The sequence below is a fragment of the Paraburkholderia sp. genome, assembly GCF_036488795.1.
GTDB lineage: Bacteria > Pseudomonadota > Gammaproteobacteria > Burkholderiales > Burkholderiaceae > Paraburkholderia.
Genome location: NZ_DASXHA010000172.1, coordinates 18538 through 40205, shown reverse-complemented (window position 1 = coordinate 40205; position 21668 = coordinate 18538). Strand labels below are relative to the sequence as shown.

Genomic DNA, 21668 nt, shown 5'->3' with positions numbered 1-21668 from the left:
GAGGCGTCAAAAACAGTATCCTTTGGCTTCTTCAAAAGATAAAAGTTTTATTCGATGGATTCGCGCTATCTACAAAGCTTTGTCTACGTGGTCGAGCTCGGTTCGATTGCGGAAGCCGCCCGGCGGCTGGATCTGACGCCTGCCGCGGTGGCCCAGCGCGTCAAGATGCTGGAGGAGGAACTCGGTGCGAAACTGGTGCGGCGCTCGGGGCGCACGGTGGGCACCACCGAGGCGGGCGAACGCATTCTGGATCGCGCGCGTGCGGTTCTGCACGACATCCGCGATCTGAAGTCGGACCTGAACGATGCATCAGTGCTTGCCGGTCAACTGCGCCTCGGCGGCACGCCGACCATGATGACGAGCCTGATCCCCGACGTGCTCGCCGAATTGCTGGCTCGCCATCCGCAAATGGATATCTACCTTGAGCCAGGCACCTCGATCGATCTCTACCGCAAGGTCGTCAACGGCGATCTCGACGCCGCGATGCTGGTGCAACCGCTCTTCGACATGCCTAAAAGCTGCGACTGGCATACGTTCCGTGAAGAACCGCTGGTCCTCCTGACGCCGGCGTCGATGCAGGTCGCCAACGTGCACGAGGTGCTGCGCAGCGAGCCGTTCCTGCGCTACGACCGCAATGTCGTCGGGGGACAGCTCGCGGACGGCTATCTGCGCCAGCACGGCATCAAGCCGCATCAACGGTGCGAGCTGGACGGACTCGACGCGCTTGCGGTGCTGGTGGATCGCGGCCTCGGCGTATCACTGGTGCCGGACTGGCTGATGACGCGCTACGCCGGACTCGCGCTCGCCAAATGGCCGCTGCCGCATGCTTTTCCTAAACGTGTAGTGGGACTGCTGTGGGGACGCTCGTCCGCCCGCATGCGGCTCGTGCAGGCCTTCCTCAACACCGCGGTGGAGCTGGGACTGACCGGCGCGCGTGTCGAGTAGAGCCGGAATCAGCCCGCAACAAACCCGGACGAACCCGCCAGCAAATGCCGGAGACTGAGGGCTGGCGCGTCCAGACACAAAAATAATTAAGGTTTGAAGCAACCGCGCCACGCTTCTTCGTGATGTCCGGTCACGCAATACTCCATTAGCACGTATTCCACGTGAATCGAGGGCATGCGCGTCCACTGCCGCGGCCCGCCGCAAACGGAACCCGAAGGAGACATGTCGCATGAGCACCCCTGCTTCCGCCTCAACCATCTCTGGTTTGCGCGGCGCCCTGTCGCCGGTCCTGACACCCTTCAACGCCGACGGCTCGCCTTCGGCCGCGCGCTTCGTGCGGCACTGCCGCGCCTTGCTGAACCAGGGCGTGGGACTCGCCGCGTTCGGCACGAATTCGGAGGCCAACTCGCTTTCGGTGCGCGAAAAGCGGCTGTTGCTGGACGCCTTGATCGAAGCCGGCCTGCCCGGCGCGCGGATGATGCCCGGCACCGGCGCCTGCGCCCTCCCCGACACCATCGAACTCACGCGCCACGCGGTGCAAAGCGGCTGCGCCGGCGTGCTGATGTTGCCGCCGTTCTACTACAAGGGCGTGAGCGACGAAGGCCTGTTTCGCGCCTTCGCGCAGGTCATCGACGCAGTGGCCGATGCGCGCTTGCGCATCTATCTCTATCACATCCCGCCGGTTGCCCAGGTGGGCATCAGCTTTGCGCTGATCGAACGGTTGCTCAAGCGTTACCCAGGCATCATTGCGGGCATCAAGGACAGTTCGGGCGACTGGGACAACACCGCCGGTCTCCTCAAGGAATTCCAGCCAGCCGGCTTCGACGTCTTTGCCGGCAGCGAGACCTTCCTGCTCGCGACGCTGCGCGCCGGCGGTGCCGGCTGCATCACGGCGACGGGCAATGTCAATGCCGCTGCGATCGCGCAGCTTGCCAGCAGCTGGCGGGACGCCGACGCGGCCGAACAGCAGCAACGGCTCGATACCACGCGTGCCGCTTTCCAGCGCTTCCCGATGATCGCCGCGATGAAGGCCGCGCTTGCATGGCAATCCGGCGACGAGCAATGGGTCAACCTGCGGCCGCCGCTCGTCGAACTGGACGCCGCGCAACGCGAGGATCTGCAGGCATCGCTGACGCGTATCGGCTTCGAATTGCCCGAGGCTGCGTCGCTCGCGCCCGAGCCTGACGCAGCCGCCTCATCCTGAGCCGGCAGCACCCGGGCACAAGCACTGTCACCTGCGTCGCATTCACGCCTTCCGGCAACAAGGCTCGTACTTCCACTCCAACATCTATTTCGCCCGCACAGCTTCCCACAACAATCCGCGTGACGGGCCAGGAGACAACTTTGTTCACCCGTACGTCGTTTTCCCCTGCGGTCGAAGTGAATCCGGGCGACACGCTGTTCCGGCGCGTCGCGTGGCGCTTCATGCCGTTGCTGTTCGTGGGCTACGTGGTCGCCTATCTGGATCGCGTCAACGTCGGCTTTGCCAAGCTGCAGATGCTCAACAGCCTGCATCTGAGCGAGGCCGCGTATGGACTCGGCGCGGGTCTGTTCTTCATCGGCTATTTTCTGTTCGAGGTGCCCAGCAATCTGCTGCTGCACCGGCTCGGTGCGCGGCGCTGGATTGCCCGCATCATGGTGACGTGGGCCGCGCTGTCGATGGCCACCGCCTGGGTCGACACGCCGTTCATGTTCTACGTCGTGCGCTTCTTTCTGGGGGTGGCCGAAGCCGGCTTCTTCCCAGGCATGATCCTGTATCTGACGTACTGGTTTCCGTCGCACCGGCGCGGCAAGATGGTTGCATTGCTGATGGCGGGCAATCCGGTCTCGGGGCTGGTCGGCGGCCCGCTGTCCGGCTACATCATGCATGCGCTGCACGGCGCCTGGGGCTTCGAGGGCTGGCAGTGGCTATTCGTCGTCGAAGCACTGCCGTCCATCGTGCTCGGCGTGCTGATCTTTTTCTATCTCGACGATCGCGTCGCCGACGCCCGGTGGCTCAGCAGCGCGGAAAAAAAACAGATCCAGCAGGAGATCGCCGCCGATGCCGCCGTGCACACCCACGCCTCGGTGCGCGCGGTGTTCACTTCGGCGCGCGTGTGGCTGCTTTGCCTGATCCTGTTCGGCATCGTGATGGGTTCGTATGCGATCGGCTTCTGGCAACCCACCATCATCCGCGGCACCGGCGTCAGCGACCCGTTGACGATTGGCCTGCTGACGACGATTCCCTACACCGCCGCCCTGATCTCGATGATCGCGACCGGCCGCAGCGCTGACCGCAGCCGTGAACGGCGCTGGCATATCGCCGCGCCGGCGCTGATTGCCGCGGCCGGCTTCGGCATCTGCGCCATGAACGGCGAGAGCGCGGTGCTGTCGATGATCGGGCTCACGCTCGCCGCCATCGGCGTGGTCACCGCGCTGCCGATGTTCTGGGCGCTACCCACCGCCTTCCTTGGCGGAACCGGCGCGGCGGCCGGGATTGCGTTGATCAACTGCACCGGTAATCTGGCGGGCTTCATCAGTCCGGCGCTGATCGGCTGGTTGAAGACGCTCACCCATACGCTGTCGTCGGGACTGTTCGTGGTGGCCGGCACCTTGACGTTGTCCGCGTTGCTGATTCTGGTTTTTATTCCTGCGCGGCTGGTGAACCGTTAAGCCACGACAGATCGTCCCGTGGCGTATCAACGCGCAAGCCGGTGAGCTGACGCTGACATCAGCTCACCGGCCTTTTGTTTCACTTCGCCCTGCGAAGTTTCACCGTACCCTGCGAACCGTTACTTCGCGAACAGCGACGCAAGATTCGCAAACGCCTTGAATTCAAGCGCATTGCCCGACGGGTCGAGAAAGAACATCGTGGCCTGCTCGCCCACCTCGCCCTTGAAGCGCACGTGCGGCTCGATGATGAATTTCATGCCCGCCTGCTTGAGCTTGTCGGCGGCGGCCTGCCACTGCTCCATCGGCAACACGACGCCGAAATGACGCACCGGCACCGCATCGCCATCCACCGCGCTGGTCTGCCGATGCCCCGCCTCCTCCGGCGCCAGATGCGCGACGATCTGATGCCCGTAAAAATTGAAGTCCACCCAGTCGACGGCGCTGCGGCCTTCGGGGCAGCCAAGAAGCTCGCCATAAAACTCGCGGGCAGCGGCGATGCTATGGACGGGAAACGCCAGATGGAACGGCGGCAGGACGGCTGGTTCGGCGGCGCTCGTGGTGCTCATGCTCATGGTGGTCTGGACCCCTCGATTGAACTGGCAAAAACTACGACTCGCGGGCTAGTTTATCCATGAAATAAATTGGTGAAAAACGATATATTCTGGATCTGACCAACAGCAAAATTGATGAATCGCCGCTCCCCGGCAAACTGAAAATTGGTGTCGCCGTCAACCCGTGCGGCAGGTTTGCCTCCGCCTGCGCGCCTCGAACAGGCTGGCGGCCGGGTGACGGCAGATTGTCCTGCCCGAGGCGAAATCAACTGTCTCTGTGAGAAGCACCGCGCCGTCGTGCAGAATGGACACCTGCGCGGCGGCCCTTCATGCTCCGCGGAACGTCGTCACGCCCTGCCACTCTCTCCGCGGAAGCCCTGTTCAATGAATGCCAGCGCCTTTCTGTCAGCCAATGTCCTGATTGCGTACACCGCTTACTTTGTCGGCACGGCAAGTCCCGGCCCGAGCAATCTCGCCATCATGTCGCTGGCAATGGGTTCGGGACGCAAGGCCGCATTCGCCTTCGCGCTGGGCGTCATGACGGGTTCGTTTTCATGGGCGATGCTGGCGACGCTCGGTCTGTCGGCGGTGCTCGCCACCTATTCGCAGTTGCTGGTCGCGATCCGCCTCGCCGGCGGACTTTATCTGCTGTGGCTCGCGTGGAAATCGGCTCGCTCCGCTTGCACGCGTCATCCACCGCTCGCCGGCCTCGAGCGCGCGCCAGAGGCATCGCGGCGGCTCTATCTACGTGGCCTGCTGTTGCATCTCACCAACCCGAAGGCGATTCTCGTATGGCTGTCGATCGTCTCGCTGGCCGTTCCGGCAGCGGGCGGCGCTTCGCGCGCGGCACCGGTCGTACTCGGCTGCATGGGGATCGGCGCGTTGGTGTTCAGCAGCTACGCCGTGCTGTTTTCCACCGCGACGGCGCGCCGTGTGTATGGTTCGATGCGGCGCTGGCTGGACGGGTCGCTTGCCGTCGTGTTCAGCCTGGCGGGCGTCAAGCTGCTGACTTCGCGAAGCTGACGCGCAACGGGAACCGCATGAGTGAAGACCACCCGCGCAGCGTGCCGGCAAAGTACTCGCCACTGCAGATTCGTCTGTATGTGACGGGTGTGGTGATTCTCGTGGCGGCGCTGATCGGCGCCTGCGTCATTTATCTCACCACCCCCGCGCCCGACAGCGCGGAACAGTTCTATGCCGCGAAGGACCCGCGCTATCAGATCACGTTGCAACAGATCGGCGGCACGGCCGAGGTGATCGCCGCCGGGCTTCATCAATGGTTTGACAGCCTTTGGAACGGTAAGGCACTGGCTTATACGGTCGCGGCTCTTGGCGCGGCCGCCGCCGTGGTGTGCTTTTTGATCGGCCATTTTCTGGCTTTTGATTTACCGGATGAGCGCGGGGATGAGCGGGATAGTTAGGTTTGCAGCAGTATTGCGGCACTCCGTTTGCCGATGCTGGCGCACGGCAAATCCGCGCAAACCTACAGCACCCCCTGCACCTTCACATCCCCCGCCACCCCCACTGCTGCCAACGCCTCATGCATCGTGCTGAAGACGCATGACGCTCCGATGATCTGCGTGATTCCGTGCCGGTTCATATCGGCATGCAGATAAACATTCACTCGCGCAAACACCACGGTCACATGCTGTTCCTTCAAGGTTTCGAACAAGTCGCTCAGTGAACGCGCCGCCGAATAGTCCAGGTCCGTAATCGCGCCTGCATCCACCACAAACCAGTGCACCGGGCTCGGCGCGCGGTCGATCAGCAGGCGCACCTCCTCGACAAAGAAATGATCGTTGGCGTAGAACAGGTCCGCCCCGAAGCGATAGACGATCAACCCCGCCGATGTCTGCGTGCCCGGCAGCGCCGGTACCGGCAGCCAGCGCCCATCGGCACCGGGCGCCAGCATCATCGTATGCGGACGGTAGCTGTGGCGCACGTGGCGCAGCAACGACAGCGCGACGGCAATCAGAATGCCGTGCTCGACACCCAGCACCACCACTGCCAGCGCCGTGACAATGGCCAGCGTGAATTCGCCGGGACTCTCGGCGCGAATTGCCGTCAGACTCGGCACGTTGATCAGGCCAATCGCAATCGTGAACACGATCCCCGCCAGTACGCAGTGCGGCAGATACTGCAAATAGCGACTGAAAAACAGCAGCACCACGACCACCACCGCGGCGAACACCAGTTGCGCAAACTGGCTGCGCGTGCCCGCCCGATCAGCCATCGCGGTCTGGGTCGGACTGCCGTTGACGACGAACGCGCCGCTCAACGCCGCCGCCGTATTCGCCGCGGCAAGTCCAAGAATGTCGGCATTCAGATCGACCTCTTCGTGATAGCGCTGCGCAAACACGCGCCCGGCGGCCGCGCTCTGCGCGACGATCATCACGAAGCACGACGCCGCCACCGGCAGCAGGTCCAGCATCTGCCGCCAGCTCACCATGGGCAGATGAAACGGCGGCAGTCCGCCCGCAACCGGACCCAGCGTGGCGATGCCATGCCCGGCGAAATCATACAGGTCGCTTGCGGCGATCCCGCCCACCACGGCCAGCAAAGACACCGGCAAGCGCGGCGCAAACTGCTTGGCCAGCAGGATCGCAAGCACGACGCTCGACGAAATGGCGAAGGTAGGTAAATTGATCTGCCGCAGATGACTGACGAGTTGCACTAACTGGTCCGTGCTATGCGACGACGATACGCCAATGCCCCACATGTCGCCCAGCATCGCAATACCGACCTGCACGCCCACGCCTGCCAGAAAGCCGACCAGAACCGTACGAGATAGAAAATCCGCGAGAAAGCCGAGCTTGAAGACGCGCGCAATCAACAACAGCACCGCGGTCAGCAGCGCGACCATTCCGGCGAGCGCGACGTATTCGGCGCTGGCAGTCGGCGCCATGGCCGAAAGTTTGCTGGCGAAGATAGTGGCGGTGGCCGAGTCCGCAGCGACGACCAGGTGACGCGATGCACCGAAGAACGCAAATGCGATCAGCGGCAAACATACCGTGTACAGGCCGGTTACCGCGGGCATGCCGGCGATGCGCGCGTAACCCAGCACCTGCGGAATATCCATCGACGCGAGACTCACGCCGGCCAGCGCATCGCGCAAGGCGGCTGCGCGCGTGAGAGGAAGGACACCTTTCAACAACCTGATACGTGTGACGACTTTTTCTGGAAATGCTTGCATGCGCAGAGACCGTGGCAATCGAGTGGATATGCCGCATCCTGCCGCGAGTGGGCGTCGCAACGCAAGGCTTGCTGACGAATTTGCCGGAAAACGTTTGCCTGGACGGCGAGGAGAACATCGAAGAGCAGAGAGTACGAAGAGCCGTGCGGCGGCTCGTCAGGGCATCAGGTACAGAAGATGGGCAGTGGTGCGAGCGTGGCGAGCGTGGCATCTACGCCAGGGTTAACGCTTCAACTTCCCTGTGACCGGATCGACGAACCGTGCAAAAGCAAACAGCGCTGCAATCGCGATAGGCGATGCAATCAGGAAAGTGGTGAGCATCCTGCACCCCGTAACAAATTGTTGCCCGAGTGTAAATGACCGGGCGTGCTTTTAAATCAGGTAAACCCCGCGAGTGGCCGGAGCGAAACATCACGGCCCGCAAGGCATGCGGCGTCGAAGCCATGCTCCCGACGCCGCGATTTAACTCAGTTTGACGCCCCCCGAGGATCCGCCTCCTTGAACAGCATCAGGCCCACGAGGCTCACCAGCCCGCACGCCAGCACATACCACGCGGGCGCATAGAAACTACCGGAGATTCGCCACAAGCCGCTGACGATCAATTGGGCAAAGCCCCCGAAGATCGTCACACCGAGCGCGTAGATCACGCCGAGCGACGTGGCCCGCACCTCCGGCCGAAACGCTTCGAGAATCAACACGAGCGCAGCGGGCGTCGACAGCGTCATCAAGCCGATCAGCACACACACCACCAGCATCACCGTGAAGATGGAAGGCCAGACTTTGATGGCGTGAAAAGCCGGCAGCAGCACCGCCAGCGACACGATCGACACCGCATACAACAGCGTTTTGCGACGCGGCATGCGGTCGGCCAGACGGCCGGCGAACGGTGAACCGAGCAGCAACACGAGGCCCGCCGTGCAGCCGGCCAGCAGCGACACGGCCGCCGGCATGCCGGTGGTCAGCGTCAAAAACGACGGCAGAAAGAACACGATCGTATACATCGTCGACGTACCGCCAATGATCAGCATCGTGCCGGCCGCGATCTGCCGCAGCGGCATGCGCTCGGACCACTTCGCTGCCTTCGCCGCCTTTCCAGTCTGGTCGGTCTGCGCCCGATGCGCGACGGGCAGCGTGTCATCGAGGTGCCCCCGCAGGTAGAAACCCACCGGCCCGATCAACAGCCCGATCAGGAACGGCACGCGCCATCCCCACTCCAGCAATGCTTCATGCGACAAGGCGCCGGTGAGCGTCGCCGCAGCTAGCGCGCCCGCCAGCGCAGCGCCGCCCTGGCTGGCCATCTGCCAGCTGACTAGCGCGCCGCGCTGCCCCGTGCCGCCCGACTCCATCAGCAAGGTGGTTGCCGCACCGACCTCGCCGCCCGCCGAGAAGCCTTGCAGCAGGCGGCCGAGCACGATCAGCGCGGGCGCCGCGAGACCGATGCTTGCGTACGTCGGTGCCAGTCCGATCATGCCGGTGCCGAGCGCCATCAGCGTAACGGTCACCACCAGCGCAGGCTTGCGGCCGACGCGATCGGCATACGCCCCGATCACGATACTGCCGAGCGGCCGCGCGACGAAACCGACCCCGAAAGTGGCGAGCGACAGCATCAAGGCACCCAGCTCCGAGCCGACCGGAAAGAACAGCTTGCCGATCACCACCGCGAAAAAGCTGAAGACCGTGAAGTCGAAAAATTCCAGCCCGTTGCCGAGTGCGGCGGCGAACACGGTCTTGCGCGCCGAACGCTGTTCGGCTGCACTGCGCGGCGCCACGGCGCCTACGCGTTGGTTGATTGTGTTCATAAGAAGGCACCCTCAGAAGTTGTGGTACATACCCACGGATGCCGTGAGCGGCGTGGTGCCCGTTTGCGGCACGGCGCTGCCTGGTTGCGTCGGTAAAGGATTGTTATTCAGGACAACGGTGGAAATACCGTAGTTGCGAATCAGACCCGCTCGCGCATACAGTCCCGTGCGGTTCGAGAGCGTGTAATCGTAGCCGAGCATTGTGCCGAACGCAGCGTCTTTCGCTGGATTTTCCGCCGTGTCGCGCACCCCGGAGGTATCCCGATACACCACCGAGGCACGCAACGCGTGACGTCCGACCGGCACAATGGTGCCGAGCGTATAAACCCGCGCGATGCCGTCGCCCGCCAGCCGCGGCGCATACTGATTGAACGCCGCGGACAGCACTATCTTGCCCGAGTCGTACACCGCACCAATGCCGTACAGGTCGTTGCGCACGCTACCGGCGCCGCTTTGCGCCCATACCTGGTTATAGCTGCCGGCGATATAGGCCGCGCCGTTGCGCCACTGCAGCAATGCGCCTTGCGCCGCCGCGGCAGGCGACTGCCCGGCCACATTGCTGGGCGCATACATCAGCTGCGTGCTGAGTCCCGCAAAACTCGGTGACAGATAGGTCACTGCATTGTTGACGCGTGCGGGCAGTTGGGTTGCGCCCGCGCCAAGGTCGCTGTTGTAGCCCACACCTTTCGATGATTGCACGAGACCCGTGCCGAGCGACGTATAAGCCGAGTTAGTGCCGACCGTGCCGAACACGTCGATGAAAAGCGGCAAGCCGGTGCCGATCTGCCGGCCGAAACGCAGTCGTCCGAACGTCGTCGACCCAAGTCCGACCCAGGACTGGCGATTGAACATCGACGCGCGGTCCTGCATCACGCCGCTGTTGGCGAAGAATCCACTTTCAAGATTGAATTCGGCGCGCAGACCGCCGCCCAGATCCTCGCGTCCGAACATGCCGAACTTCGAGGTCCATTCGCCGCCGCTCTGGGTTTGCCAGAGCGACTTGCCGCCCACGCTCTGATAGTTGATGCCCGTATCCACGGAGCCGTACAGCGCCAGTCCCGAAGTCAACTTGCCGTTGAACTCGGGGACCGCCGACAGCAACGTCGCCTGATACGGTTCGGCCTCGGCCGAACCGGTCCCGAGCGACAGCAATGCTGCGCTCAATGCAATACTTTTTTTCATTTTGTCTCCCTGTCCCTGCTCTTACAAAAAATCCGCCGACGTGGCCGGATCGAAACTGCCGTCAGACCGCGTGCAGATAACGCTGCGCGAGTGCGACGAAGTACGCCGCGCCCCAGCTCAGGGCGGCGTCGTTGAAGTCGTATCCCGGGTTGTGGACCGCGCAGCCGCCCTTCGACTCGACACCGTTGCCGAGCATCACGTAGCAACCCGGCACCTGTTCGCTCATCCACGAGAAGTCCTCGCTGCCCATCACAGCGTCGGGCATCATCACGAGCGCGTCGCGCCCGACCAGTGCTTCGATCGTTGCAATGGCGAGCTCCGTGGCACCGCGCTCGTTGATGAGCGGCCGCGAGATCTGCCGGTAGTCGACCCGTGCGGTCGCGCCGTAGGTTTGCGCCTGCAGTGCGGCGATGCTGCGAATGCGCGCTTCGATGATGTCGCGGGTGGCGGCGTCGAGCGCGCGCACCGAGAGCTTCAGCGTGGCCTGTTCGGGGATCACGTTCGGCGCGATGCCGGCGTTGAACGCGCCCACCGTCACGACTGCCGCGCTGGTCGGCTCGACGTTGCGCGAAACGATCGACTGCAGCGCCAGCACGATATTGGCCGTCGCGACAACCGGATCGCAGCCGAGCTGCGGCATTGCGCCGTGCGTGCCCTTGCCGGTCACGGTGATCGTCACCGTGTCGGACGATGCCATCATGCAGCCGTGGCGCAATGTGAAATGGCCGAGCGGCACGCCCGGCGCGTTATGCAGCGCGAACACCATGTCGCACGGAAAGCGCGTGAAGAGGCCGTCCGAGAGCATCCGCGTCGCGCCGCCCAGGCCCTCTTCAGCCGGTTGAAAGATCAGGTTCAGCGTGCCGTCGAATTCGCCGCGGGCCGCCAGGTGATGCGCGGCAGCCAGCAGGATCGCCGTGTGTCCGTCGTGGCCGCAGGCATGCATGGTCTGCGCGACCGTGCTCGCATACGGCAGGCCGGTCGTTTCCTGGATGGGCAGCGCGTCCATGTCCGCCCGCAGGCCGATCGTGCGGCTGGAGGTGCCGCGCCGCAACTGGCCGACCACGCCGGTGCCGCCTACGCCCGTCGTCACGTCGTAGCCCCACTGCGTCAGCTTGCGGGCAACCAGATCCGCGGTACGCGTTTCCGCAAAGCCCAGTTCCGGATGGGCGTGGATGTCACGACGAATCGCCACGAATTCATCTTCAGACTCGCGGAGTTCCGCGAGCAATTGTGCAAAAGCCTGAGTCATTTGTCGCTCCGTTATGCGGCTGTCGGGGCAGCCGTCGGAACCAAGCGTAGAGATTTGCCTTAAAAACAAAAAAGCACGGATTTTGATGGGTATAACCAGTAGTGCTATATTTCCGCATCATGAAAATTCATCACCTGCGCGCACTGGTCGCCATCGCCTCGACCGGCAGCATCAACGGCGCGGCCAAGGCGCTCTACGTCACGCAGCCCGCCATCACGAAGGCGGTGCGCGAACTCGAAGCGGAATTCGGCGTGCGTCTGCTGGAGCGCAATCAGTGGGGCGTCGTACCCACGGCTGAAGGTGCGGCGCTGGTGAGTCGCGCAAGAACGGTGGTGCGGGAAATGGAACGCGCCGAGGAGGACATGGCGCATCTGAAGGGGTTGCGTGACGGCAGCCTGGTGGTGGGCATTACGCCGATTGTCGGCACCGTCGGGCTCACCGACGCACTGGTGGAATTCCGCAAGCGCTGGCCGCGCGTCACGCTCGAATTTCGCGAGCTGGGCTTCAACCAGCTCAACGAGCAGTTACGCAATCGCACCCTGGACCTGGCGTTTGCCGCATTCGCGAAGCCCATGGCCGATTCGGGCAGCGTGAAGGAAATGTTCTCGTTCGAAACCGTGTTCGTGACCCGCGCCAACGGTCCCTATGCGTGCGCCGATTCGCTCGAGGCCTTGCAGGATGCCGAATGGATCCACACCGACGTCACGGAGAGCTACCCCGCTTTCGTTCGCACCCTCTACGAGCGCGCGGCTCTTGCGCCGCCGCACTGCATCACGCGGTGCACCTCGTATGCGCTGTTTTATAGCCTCACGCAAAGCATCGATGCGGTGTTCGCGTGGACCCGTCATTCGCTCGAAACAACCGAACTGGGCCGTTCGTTCGTGCAGCTCGCGCTGCCGGTGGTGCCACCGCAGTTGCAGCTTTACCTGCTGTCGCCACCCGAAACGCAGTTGACGAGGCCCGCGGAATATCTGCTTGATTGCATCGCGCGGGCCATCGAACCGATGCTTGCCTGTCCATAAAGACAAGTCGCGCGTTTCACCCCGGTTCCACACGAATTCTGCTGTCTGGCGCGCACACCTTATAATCCGGCATGACTCTATTTTCGTTTCCGGCTGCTCCCTTTGCGGCAGCCTCGCTCACACCCCCTACCCTCCCGCGCCCCGCTTTGCCTGCGCCTGATTGCGCGTTGCAGGCGGTGGCCGCATGAAAACACCGAAACGCCTGCTCCCGCTCGTCGAAGAGGGCCTGATCGACGAAGTCATCAGCCAGTTGATGAGCGGCAAGGAAGCGACCGTCTACGTCGTGCGTAGCGGCGATTCCACGCGTTGTGCGAAGGTCTACAAGGACGCGAAACAGCGCAGCTTCCGCCAGGCCGCGTCGTATCGCGAAGGACGCAAGGTCAAGAACAGCCGCGAGGCGCGCGCCATGGCCAAAGGCAGCCGCTACGGGCGCGAGGTGCAGGAACAGTCGTGGCAGAACGCCGAAGTCGACGCGCTGTTTCGCCTCGCCAACGCAGGCGTGCGCGTGCCGCAGCCGTATATCTGCACGGACGGCGTGCTGTTGATGGAACTCGTCACGGACGCAGACGGTAACGTCGCACCGCGTTTGAACGACGTGGAGATGAGCGAAGCACGCGCCCTCGACCTGCACGCCGCGCTCGTCAACCAGGTGGTGCGCATGCTGTGCGCAGGCGTGATTCACGGCGACCTGTCCGAGTACAACATTCTGCTCGCAGCAGATGGCCCGGTGATCATCGACCTGCCGCAGGCGGTGGACGCCGCCGGCAATCTCGAAGCCCCTGCAATGCTGGAACGCGACGTGGACAACCTCGCGTCATACTTTGGCCGCTTCGCGCCTGGATTGCTCGACGCGAGCTACGGCAAGGAAATCTGGGCCCTGTATGAGGGCGGCAGTCTGCACCCGGATGCGACCTTGACCGGACGTGTCGAACTGGACACGACACCCGTCGATCTGGACGCGGTGCTGCAGGAACTCGAAGATACGCGTCTTGACGAAGAAGCGCGTCAGCGGCATGAACTGGTGCTACGCAGCGGCACTTGAGCGGGTGCGCTGGCGGCTCTTGCGCCGGCCACCCGAGGCAGGCGGCGCACCCACCGAGGCGCGCATCGTCACCGTGACCGGAAACTCGCGAAAGATGTCCCAGTGCGTGCCGTAGCATTGATTCACCAGCCAGCGCACCGCGTTTTGCGTCAGGTCCGCCGTGGGAATCCGCACGGATGTAAGCGCGGGGGCCGCGTAAGCGGCCGAATAGTCGTCGTCGTAGCCGATCACCGAGACATCGTCCGGCACTGAAATACCCGCTTGCTGCAGACGCGCCAACGCGCTCACTGCCATCGTGTCGTTGGCGCAGAACAGACCCGTGAAACGCCGCTTCGATTCGAGCAGCGTCTGCGTGGCCGCATAGCCGCCCTCCGGCGAGAAGTCGGATTCGATCAGCGTCGTCGCGCCGCGCTCAATCCCGTTGCGCGCCAGTTCAGCGAAGAACCCGTCGAGACGCGCCTGATTGTCCGATGCGGTAGAAGGGCCGGAAATCACCGCTATATCGCGGTGTCCATGTTCGAACAGCGTGCGTGCCGCCAGTTCGCCGCCGCGAAAATGATCCGCGCAAAATGACGCCTCCGGCAACTGCTCGAACCCACGATTGAGGAACACCATCTTCGGATGCATGCCGTGCAGCTTGATCAGGTCCTCGTCGTGCAAGTCGTGGCTGATCACGACCACGCCGTCGCAATCGCGGCCAATCAGAAACTTGACTGCTTCCATGGCCTGCTCGCGCGGCGACGACTCGCCGCAACCGGTGGCCACCACCACGTGGCGGTGCACGGCGCGCAGCTCCGTATCGGTCTGCTTGAGAATCGTGCCGTAGTACGAGCCGAAGAAGGTCGGCACGAACAGACCGATCATGCCGAGCGATTGCGTCGCCATGGCGCGACCGATCGACGAGGGCCGGAAATTCAGCGCCTCGATGGCGGCCTGCACGCGGCGCATGGCATCGGCCGAAACCGGTCCTTTCCCGGAGATCGCCCGCGATGCGGTCGACATCCCGACACCCGCCAGTTCCGCCACGTCTTTCAAGGTTGCTGCCACACGCACTCCGCGTTGCGCTCACCGCGTCGCATCTCAATGAGCCATGCTGCTCAAAGACGGGCGCCACCGGCCTCGTCGAACAGCGAAATATGGGCGCTGTCGAGCGAAAAAGACCACGTTTGCCCAATCTCGACGGGCGTTTTGTCCTGATCGATCGACGCGATCTGGGCGCCATGATAATCGAGCCAGATAACCTGGTGGTTGCCCATTGGTTCGACCAGCGACACCTTGCCATTCTGCGCAAGACCGGCGCCCACGCGTACGTCCTCCGGCCTGATGCCCAGCACGACCGGCAGGTTGATGTCGGGCAGGCGCCTGAACGGGTACTTCGACACATCCAGATCCAGATGCGCCGTGCGAAATCGCATCCCTTCCTCGCGCCGCTCCAGTTTCCCTTTCAGCATGTTCATGGCAGGCGAACCGAGGAAGGTCGCCACGAACAGATTGTCGGGCCGAGCGTAGACTTCGGCGGGCGTACCGAACTGCTGGATCACCCCGCCGCGCATCACCGCCATGCGCGTGGCCAGTGTCATGGCCTCGACCTGGTCATGCGTCACATAGATCATCGTCGCGCCCAGCCGTTGATGCAGCTGCTTCAGCTCGCGGCGCAGTTCGGTGCGCAGTTTGGCGTCGAGATTGGAAAGCGGTTCGTCGAACAGAAACACGTCCGCTTCGCGCACGATGGCGCGGCCAATCGCAACACGCTGCCGCTGACCGCCGGACAGTTGCGCAGGCTTGCGCTTGAGCAGCGGTCCAAGTTGCAGCATCTCGGAGGCGCGCGTCACGCGGCGCTCGATTTCCGCCTTGGGCGTGCCGTTGATGCGCAACGCAAACGACAGATTGCGCTCCACGCTCATGGTCGGATAAAGCGCATACGACTGGAACACCAGCGCAATGCGGCGGTCTTTCGGATCGGCCCAGGTCATGTCCTCGCCGCCGATTTCGATGCTGCCTTCGGCGACGTCGATCAACCCCGCGATGCTGTGCAGCAAGGTGGATTTACCACAACCCGAGGGTCCGAGCAGGACGATGAATTCGCCCGCGTTCACATCCAGGTCGAGCGAATCGATGATCGTGTTCGCGCCCAGATCGATGCGCAGGTTGCGGATCGACACATTCGACACATTCGACCCATTCGCGACGTTTGCCCCGTTCGCCACGTTGGGCACACCAGATACGTTGTTCATGCAACTACCCCTTGACTGCACCGGTAGCAATGCCGCGGACAAACCAGCGGCCCGAAATAAAGTAGATTGCAAGCGGCACCATCGACGTGAGAATCGTCGCCGCCATGTTCACGTTGTAGAGCCGCTCGCCGGTCGTGGTATTGATGATATTGTTGAGCTGCACCGTCATCGGCAGATTCCGGGTGCCCGCGAACACCAGGCCCAGAATGAAGTCGTTCCAGATGCCCGTGACCTGCATGATCACCGCGACGACGATGATCGGCGTCGACATGGGCAGCATCAGTTGCAGGAAAATACGCCAGAAACCGCCGCCGTCGATGCGTGCGGCCTTGAACAGTTCAAGCGGAATCGCCGCATAGTAATTGCGGAATAGCAGCGTCATGATGGGCATGCCGAAGATGGTATGAATCACCACGATGCCCGGCAACGAGCTGAACAGATGCACGCTTGCCAGCACACGCACCAGCGGATAGACCATCACCTGCACGGGAATGAACGCGCCCATCAGCAACACGGCGAACAGGATACCCGCCCCGCGCGGCCGCCAGAACGACAATGCGTAACCGTTCACCGCGCCGATCATGATTGACAGAATCGTGCTCGGCACGACGATACGCACGGAATTCCAGAAGCCGACCTGAATGCCGTTGCAATCCAGCCCCGTACAGGCGGCTTCCCATGCATCGCGCCACGGTGCAAGCGTGAATTGCACGGGCAGCGCCAGCAGGTTACCGAGACGAATCTCGGTCATCGGCTTGACGGACGTGACGAGCATCACGTAAAGCGGCAGCAGGAAGAACAAGGCCGCGGTAATCAGGAACGCGTAGACGCCGAAGCGGGCCGGCGTGAAGCGCGCACGGCGCTTTTTCGGAGCGGCTCTTGCCGCAGACAGGGCCGTGTTCATCAAACGTCCTTTCGCAACGCGGCGCGGCTGCGCACATAGAAGAACGGCGCGAGAATCGCCAGCACCGTGGTCAGCAAGACAATCGAGGCCGCTGACGCGAGCCCGATGTTCGCGCGCCCAAACAGATAGTCCATGATGAATTTGGCGGGCACTTCGCTTGCCGTGCCGGGGCCACCCTGAGTCATGGCGACCACGGCGTCGTACAGCTTCACGACCATCACGAACAACAGCACGAACGCGGTGGACATGGACGACTTGAGCATCGGCACGACAATGCTGACGTACACTCGCCAGCGCGGAATGCCGTCAATGCGCGCCGCTTTCCAGATTTCGTCGTCAATGCCGCGCAGTCCGGCGAGCAATAACGCCATCACGAGCCCGGACGCCTGCCAGACCGTTGCGATCACCAGCGTATAGACCACGTAGTCCTGGTCGACAATCCAGTCGAAGCGCGCATGCGTGAAGCCAAGACGATGCAAGACTTCCTGCACGCCCAGTTGCGGATTGAGAATCCATTGCCAGACGAGGCCCGTCGCCACGAACGACATCGCGTATGGATACAGGAACACCGTGCGCAGGGCGCCCTCTGCGACCACGCGCTGATCGATGAAGATCGCCAGCAGCAAACCGATCACCATGCACGCGATGATGAAACACACGCCATAGATCACGATGTGCTGCAGCGACACCATCCACCGGTCGTTGTGAAAGAGCCGCACGTACTGCGTGACGCCCGCAAAATCACCTGACGGAAACGTGCGCGAATTGCTGAGCGACACCCGTGCGGTCCACAGCATGGTGCCGAGGTACGCGAAGACGACGGTTGCCACCATCGGCAACAGCGCCACCCACGCGGCCAGCGGCCAGCGTCGGCCGAGTGGCCTGGCGCGCTTCGTCGTCATATCCGTCCTCGTTGACAGGCCGAGCGCGCGCATCGTGACGCTCAGCTCTTCAGCGCGCTGGCAAAAGCCTTTTGCGCATCGTCGACCGACTCGTTCTTGTTCCAGAAGTTGGTGATCACGTCCGTCAATGCACCTTGCACGTCAGGCGGAATCAGCATTTCCGGATTCGGCAACTGGCGCGACTTGTCTTTCATGATCGCAATCCCCTCTTTCGCGCAGATGTCGAGGCTCGACGTGTCTACATCAGGACGAATCGGAATCGAGCCTTTCTTCTCGCTGAACGCAACCTGGGCCGAGGGCGAAGTCATCACCGTGGCAAGCAGGTTCTGGGCCTTGATCACTTCGGGATTGTCGGTCTTCGGGAAAACGAATACGTCGCCCGCCACCATGTACGGCGATTTCGGACCAAAGCCCGGGAAACAGCCGAAGTCCTTGCCGGCTTCCTGATGCGCCGCGGAGAACTCGCCCTTCGCCCAGTCACCCATGATCTGCACGCCGGCCTTGCCGGAAATCACCAGTGCGGTTGCATCATTCCAGTTGCGGCCGGGCGAGCCCGGGTCGACGTAGTTGTGCAAACGCTTGAAGGTGGTCAGCACGTTCTTGAACGCTGCGGAGTTGACCGCGTTCTGGTCACGATCGCGATAGACCTTCATATACAGGTCCGTTCCGCCCACATCTGCAAACACCGCGTCGAACGTGATCTTTTCCTGCCAGGCCTGGCCGCCGAGCGCGAGCGGAATCAGTCCGGCTGCCTTGAGCTTGTCCAGATCCGTGAAGAGTTCGTCGAAGGTTTGCGGCTCGCCTGTAATACCCGCTTTCTTGAAGGCCGGCTTCGAATAGAAGAACCAGTCCTGCATGTGAATATCCACGGGCGCGGCGTAGAAATGTCCTTTGACCTTGATCGAATCGAGAATGGATTGCGGGAAGATGGCGTTCCAGTTTTCCTTGGCGGCCACCGTGTCGACGTTGTTGAGCATGCCCTGATCGATCAGGTCATGAAACTGCTTGGAGGTATTGAACTGCGCGGCGGTGGGTGGATCGCCGCCGACGATCCGGTTGATTGCGGTGGAGCGCGCCTGGTCGGCACCGGCCACCGCATTATCGATCCACAGGCCGCCGGCTTTGTTGTACGCGTCGGCGAACTGGCGGATGGCGGCGGATTCACCGCCTGAGGTCCACCAGTGGATCACGTTGGCCTTCAACGGATCCGCATGCGCGGTGATGCCGGTTAGCGCCAAAGCTAAAGCCATGCCGCTCGCAATTTTCCTTCTGCTGTTCATTCCGTCTCCTCGAGGCTTTGCGCCTTTGTTTCAGGTCGACATACAAACCAGCTCAACACATTCAGGCGTGGGCTTTGCGCTCCGCCAGAAACTTTGCGATCAGTTCCGCACTGCGTTTAACGGTGCGTTCTTGCGTGCCGTAGTCGACATGCACGACGCCGAAGCGCCGCTCATAACCGAAGGCCCACTCGAAGTTGTCCATCAGCGACCAGACGAAATAGCCGCGAATATCGACGCCGGCCTTGATCGCGCTATCCACCGCCGCCAGATGGCGCTTGAGAAACGCAATACGCTGCGGATCGTCGACGCGCCCTTCGATCACCTGGTCGTCCGAGGCCATGCCGTTTTCGGTGATGTAGATGGGCGGCAGATTCGCGTAGGCCTGGTTGAAGCCGATCAGCAGATCACGCAGCCCGTCCGGATAGACTTCCCAGCCCATCTGCGTGCGCTCGACGCCTTCCAGCGGCACTTCCGTAAAACCATGCGCGCCGTCGCTCTTCACGTTGGTGCGGAAGTAATAGTTGATGCCGAGGAAATCGAGCGGCGCGGCGATGGTTTGCATGTCGCCCTCGAGTACCAGCGGCTCGGTACCCGGCCAGAGTTCGAACAGGTCCTGCGGATAGGCGCCGTTGAGCAGCGGATCGAGAATCCATCCGTTGTGCTGGACCTCGAACAGGTGCGCGGCACGTTGATCCGCTTCGCTCGCGGAATTCGCCGTACCACGGCCGATGTTCGCAACAATGCCCTTCATCGAAGCCGGATCATTGGCGCGCAAGATGGGCACAGCCTTGCCGTGCGCCAGCAGCAGGTGATGCATGGCTTGCGTCGCGAAGCGCCCGTTTGCGAGTCCCGGCGCATGGTGGCCATTACCATAGCCGAGATAGGCCGAGCACCACGGCTCATTGAGTGTGGCCCATGCGTCGACCTGGCCCGCCAGTTCACGGCTCATCAGATCCGCATAATCCGCAAAACGGTAAGCCGTATCGCGATTGAGCCAGCCGCCGCGATCCTCGAGATGCTGCGGCAAGTCCCAGTGATACAGCGTCACGAACGTCTTCAGGCCTTTCTCTTTCAGACGGCCCAGCAGGCGCCTGTAGAAATCGAGGCCTTTCTGGTTCGGCTTGCCGGCTTCGTCCATCACGCGCGGCCACGCAATCGACAAACGGTAGGCTTCGAAGTTGAGCGCCGACAGCATGTCGAAGTCGGCTTCCCAGCGATGATAGTGATCACAGGCAACCGCGCCCGTGTCGCCCGCGAGTACCTTGCCCGGTGTGGCGGAGAAGGTGTCCCAGATGGACGGCAGGCGGCCGTCCTCGCTGATGGCGCCTTCGATCTGATACGAGGCGGTCGCCGCGCCGAGCAGGAAGTTCTTGCGCCAGAGGGTGGAATCGGCCGGCGGCGTGAACGGGTCGCCGTTCAGGTCTTGGGTGGGAGCGGATGCGTCGTGTGCCACGGATTCTCCTGCGCGAGGTCGTTGAACCGGGTTGGGTTGCAGCTCAGCAGAAGCGCAGTGGAAGCGCTTCCACAAGACCAACGCACGATAGCAGTCGCGAATTCATCGCAGCAATGAGGGTTTGTCTGGATAGGGTTGGGCAGGCTCGCAACGCAATCCGCTCAGGTCCGCGCTTCAGCCCCGCCACTCATGACATAGAAAGACATACTTCATGAATGGAGTCCGCACGGTCATTCCACCATACTCGCTTCTGCTGCCGGTGCGCCTGCAAGAGTGCATGAGATCAGCAGGTGTATCACGCATGAATGAGATCGAAGATGAACCCGCATCCTACGATTTCGCCAATCATCGGACGATACGTTTAAGCGAGTCGCGACACGATCGTGTCAATCAAAGGATGACCATGTTCTCTTCATCAATCCAATTCGTAGGCAAACAGGGCGCACGCTGTGCCGCCGTAGCCGTCATTGCTGTTTCCGCTTTGCTGAGCGGGTGCGCAGGCACCGTCACGAACGCCACCCAGTATTCGTCTCAAGTGCCGGTGCGCCCGGACAACATTTACGTCTATTCCTTTGCCAGCAGCGCGGATCAGGTCAAGCTCGACAACAGCGGCGTGATCCACAAAGTGGAGGCTGCGTTGAGCGGCACCACCGCGCAGCAGAAGCAGGCCGAGCAAGCTGCCGAAGTCCGCGAACAGGTCGCCAACGAACTCGTTCACCAGCTGCAAAAGATGGGGCTGCACGCAGTCCGTTCAGACACTCCGGCCCCTTCCGATCAAAACGTCCTGATGGTGCAAGGCAGTTTCGATACCATCGACGCCGGCAATCGCCGCCGCCGGACGTTGATCGGCCTCGGCGCAGGCAAGAGCGAACTCAGTACTTCGGTGCAACTCGTGTATAAGCCCGCTGGCGGTACCCCGCAGCTGATTCAAAGCTTCGAAGCCAGCGCCGACAGCGGCAAGATGCCGGGCATTGCCGAGACGGCGGGCGTCGGCGCCGCGGCGGGCCATATCGCCACCTCCGCCGCAGCGGGCGCCGGACTGCACGGCGCGTCCGAGACCCGCAAGGACGGCGCGGCCGGCGATGCGAAGAAACTGGCGGAGTCGATCGCCAAACAGGTACAGGACCTCGGTAAAGCCCAAGGCTGGATGAGCTCCGACCCTACCCGGGGCTAAGCACCCGAGCTCTGGCGGCCTTCTTGTGATCGCAAGGGGCCGCCTTAAAAGCCACAACCGCATTTTTCCGCCCCGCCTGCGGATTT

At 62.6% G+C, this 21668-nt stretch carries 19 protein-coding genes; 8 read left to right on the top strand and 11 right to left on the bottom strand.

What is annotated here, in order from left to right:
* Window positions 1–54 precede the first annotated feature (54 nt).
* The 3 genes from VGH41_RS25495 to VGH41_RS25485 all read left to right on the top strand — a co-directional run bounded on the left by VGH41_RS25495 (window position 55) and on the right by VGH41_RS25485 (window position 3597).
* Window positions 55–945 carry a LysR family transcriptional regulator gene (locus VGH41_RS25495; protein WP_331600443.1) on the top strand — a complete coding sequence of 297 codons (891 nt, stop codon included), beginning with the start codon at window positions 55–57 and terminating at the stop codon, window positions 943–945.
* 229 nt (window positions 946–1174) lie between these two features.
* The gene (locus tag VGH41_RS25490; RefSeq protein WP_331600442.1) at window positions 1175–2149 is read left to right on the top strand and encodes a dihydrodipicolinate synthase family protein; all 975 of its coding nucleotides are present in this window, start codon (window positions 1175–1177) and stop codon (window positions 2147–2149) included.
* 140 nt (window positions 2150–2289) lie between these two features.
* Window positions 2290–3597 (top strand): MFS transporter, encoded by a 1308-nt coding sequence (locus VGH41_RS25485; protein ID WP_331600441.1) that lies wholly within the window; start codon window positions 2290–2292, stop codon window positions 3595–3597.
* A 119-nt stretch (window positions 3598–3716) separates the two neighbouring features.
* Here VGH41_RS25485 and VGH41_RS25480 read toward each other — a convergent pair whose 3' ends face one another.
* A complete protein-coding gene (locus VGH41_RS25480; protein ID WP_414696717.1) occupies window positions 3717–4163 on the bottom strand; it encodes a VOC family protein in 447 nt (148 codons plus the stop codon).
* Between the two features lie 369 nt (window positions 4164–4532).
* Here VGH41_RS25480 and VGH41_RS25475 point away from each other — a divergent pair, with 369 nt between their 5' ends.
* Both VGH41_RS25475 and VGH41_RS25470 read left to right on the top strand, forming a co-directional pair.
* Window positions 4533–5171: a LysE family translocator gene (locus VGH41_RS25475; RefSeq protein WP_331600439.1), complete on the top strand. Its 639-nt coding sequence runs from the start codon at window positions 4533–4535 to the stop codon at window positions 5169–5171.
* Between the two features lie 41 nt (window positions 5172–5212).
* Window positions 5213–5569: a hypothetical protein gene (locus VGH41_RS25470; protein WP_331600438.1), complete on the top strand. Its 357-nt coding sequence runs from the start codon at window positions 5213–5215 to the stop codon at window positions 5567–5569.
* Window positions 5570–5631: 62 nt separating this feature from the next.
* Here VGH41_RS25470 and VGH41_RS25465 read toward each other — a convergent pair whose 3' ends face one another.
* The 4 genes from VGH41_RS25465 to VGH41_RS25450 all read right to left on the bottom strand — a co-directional run bounded on the left by VGH41_RS25465 (window position 5632) and on the right by VGH41_RS25450 (window position 11571).
* Window positions 5632–7341 (bottom strand): SulP family inorganic anion transporter, encoded by a 1710-nt coding sequence (locus tag VGH41_RS25465; RefSeq protein WP_331600437.1) that lies wholly within the window; start codon window positions 7339–7341, stop codon window positions 5632–5634.
* Window positions 7342–7808: 467 nt separating this feature from the next.
* Window positions 7809–9140, bottom strand: coding sequence for an MFS transporter (locus tag VGH41_RS25460; protein ID WP_331600436.1), 1332 nt, complete (start codon window positions 9138–9140; stop codon window positions 7809–7811).
* Window positions 9141–9152: 12 nt separating this feature from the next.
* On the bottom strand, window positions 9153–10322 hold the full coding sequence (locus VGH41_RS25455) for a porin (protein ID WP_331600435.1): 1170 nt from the start codon (window positions 10320–10322) through the stop codon (window positions 9153–9155).
* A gap of 61 nt (window positions 10323–10383) precedes the next feature.
* Window positions 10384–11571, bottom strand: coding sequence for a M20 aminoacylase family protein (locus tag VGH41_RS25450; RefSeq protein ID WP_331600434.1), 1188 nt, complete (start codon window positions 11569–11571; stop codon window positions 10384–10386).
* A gap of 119 nt (window positions 11572–11690) precedes the next feature.
* Here VGH41_RS25450 and VGH41_RS25445 point away from each other — a divergent pair, with 119 nt between their 5' ends.
* Window positions 11691–12593: a LysR family transcriptional regulator gene (locus VGH41_RS25445; RefSeq protein WP_331600433.1), complete on the top strand. Its 903-nt coding sequence runs from the start codon at window positions 11691–11693 to the stop codon at window positions 12591–12593.
* A 184-nt stretch (window positions 12594–12777) separates the two neighbouring features.
* Complete coding sequence (locus VGH41_RS25440) at window positions 12778–13635, top strand: PA4780 family RIO1-like protein kinase (protein WP_331600432.1); 858 nt, start codon at window positions 12778–12780, stop codon at window positions 13633–13635.
* Here the strand turns inward: VGH41_RS25440 and VGH41_RS25435 are convergent.
* The 6 genes from VGH41_RS25435 to VGH41_RS25410 form a co-directional block, all read right to left on the bottom strand.
* A complete protein-coding gene (locus VGH41_RS25435; protein WP_331600431.1) occupies window positions 13618–14682 on the bottom strand; it encodes a LacI family DNA-binding transcriptional regulator in 1065 nt (354 codons plus the stop codon). The two genes, VGH41_RS25440 and VGH41_RS25435, sit on opposite strands and share 18 nt — an antisense overlap.
* 50 nt (window positions 14683–14732) lie before the next feature.
* Window positions 14733–15869, bottom strand: coding sequence for an ABC transporter ATP-binding protein (locus tag VGH41_RS25430; protein WP_331600430.1), 1137 nt, complete (start codon window positions 15867–15869; stop codon window positions 14733–14735).
* Window positions 15870–15873: 4 nt separating this feature from the next.
* On the bottom strand, window positions 15874–16773 hold the full coding sequence (locus VGH41_RS25425) for a carbohydrate ABC transporter permease (protein WP_331600429.1): 900 nt from the start codon (window positions 16771–16773) through the stop codon (window positions 15874–15876).
* A complete protein-coding gene (locus tag VGH41_RS25420) occupies window positions 16773–17675 on the bottom strand; it encodes a sugar ABC transporter permease (protein WP_331600428.1) in 903 nt (300 codons plus the stop codon). The genes VGH41_RS25425 and VGH41_RS25420 overlap by 1 nt, the downstream gene beginning before the upstream one ends.
* A 41-nt stretch (window positions 17676–17716) precedes the next feature.
* A complete protein-coding gene (locus VGH41_RS25415; RefSeq protein ID WP_331600427.1) occupies window positions 17717–18955 on the bottom strand; it encodes an ABC transporter substrate-binding protein in 1239 nt (412 codons plus the stop codon).
* 61 nt (window positions 18956–19016) lie between these two features.
* A complete protein-coding gene (locus VGH41_RS25410; protein ID WP_331600426.1) occupies window positions 19017–20408 on the bottom strand; it encodes a GH1 family beta-glucosidase in 1392 nt (463 codons plus the stop codon).
* A 211-nt stretch (window positions 20409–20619) separates the two neighbouring features.
* Between VGH41_RS25410 and VGH41_RS25405 the strand changes: the two genes are divergently transcribed.
* Window positions 20620–21582: a DUF4410 domain-containing protein gene (locus VGH41_RS25405; RefSeq protein ID WP_414696715.1), complete on the top strand. Its 963-nt coding sequence runs from the start codon at window positions 20620–20622 to the stop codon at window positions 21580–21582.
* Window positions 21583–21668: the final 86 nt, after the last annotated feature.

What these genes read in the sequence shown, in the direction of transcription:
- VGH41_RS25495 (WP_331600443.1), top strand. Translation starts at nt 55, where the DNA reads ATGGATTCGCGCTATCTACAAAGCTTTGTCTACGTGGTCGAGCTCGGT.
- VGH41_RS25490 (WP_331600442.1), top strand. Translation starts at nt 1,175, where the DNA reads ATGAGCACCCCTGCTTCCGCCTCAACCATCTCTGGTTTGCGCGGCGCC.
- VGH41_RS25480 (WP_414696717.1), bottom strand. Translation starts at nt 4,163, where the DNA reads ATGAGCACCACGAGCGCCGCCGAACCAGCCGTCCTGCCGCCGTTCCAT.
- VGH41_RS25475 (WP_331600439.1), top strand. Translation starts at nt 4,533, where the DNA reads ATGAATGCCAGCGCCTTTCTGTCAGCCAATGTCCTGATTGCGTACACC.
- VGH41_RS25465 (WP_331600437.1), bottom strand. Translation starts at nt 7,341, where the DNA reads ATGCAAGCATTTCCAGAAAAAGTCGTCACACGTATCAGGTTGTTGAAA.
- VGH41_RS25460 (WP_331600436.1), bottom strand. Translation starts at nt 9,140, where the DNA reads ATGAACACAATCAACCAACGCGTAGGCGCCGTGGCGCCGCGCAGTGCA.
- VGH41_RS25455 (WP_331600435.1), bottom strand. Translation starts at nt 10,322, where the DNA reads ATGAAAAAAAGTATTGCATTGAGCGCAGCATTGCTGTCGCTCGGGACC.
- VGH41_RS25450 (WP_331600434.1), bottom strand. Translation starts at nt 11,571, where the DNA reads ATGACTCAGGCTTTTGCACAATTGCTCGCGGAACTCCGCGAGTCTGAA.
- VGH41_RS25445 (WP_331600433.1), top strand. Translation starts at nt 11,691, where the DNA reads ATGAAAATTCATCACCTGCGCGCACTGGTCGCCATCGCCTCGACCGGC.
- VGH41_RS25440 (WP_331600432.1), top strand. Translation starts at nt 12,778, where the DNA reads ATGAAAACACCGAAACGCCTGCTCCCGCTCGTCGAAGAGGGCCTGATC.
- VGH41_RS25430 (WP_331600430.1), bottom strand. Translation starts at nt 15,869, where the DNA reads ATGAACAACGTATCTGGTGTGCCCAACGTGGCGAACGGGGCAAACGTC.
- VGH41_RS25425 (WP_331600429.1), bottom strand. Translation starts at nt 16,773, where the DNA reads ATGAACACGGCCCTGTCTGCGGCAAGAGCCGCTCCGAAAAAGCGCCGT.
- VGH41_RS25420 (WP_331600428.1), bottom strand. Translation starts at nt 17,675, where the DNA reads ATGACGACGAAGCGCGCCAGGCCACTCGGCCGACGCTGGCCGCTGGCC.
- VGH41_RS25415 (WP_331600427.1), bottom strand. Translation starts at nt 18,955, where the DNA reads ATGAACAGCAGAAGGAAAATTGCGAGCGGCATGGCTTTAGCTTTGGCG.
- VGH41_RS25405 (WP_414696715.1), top strand. Translation starts at nt 20,620, where the DNA reads ATGAATGGAGTCCGCACGGTCATTCCACCATACTCGCTTCTGCTGCCG.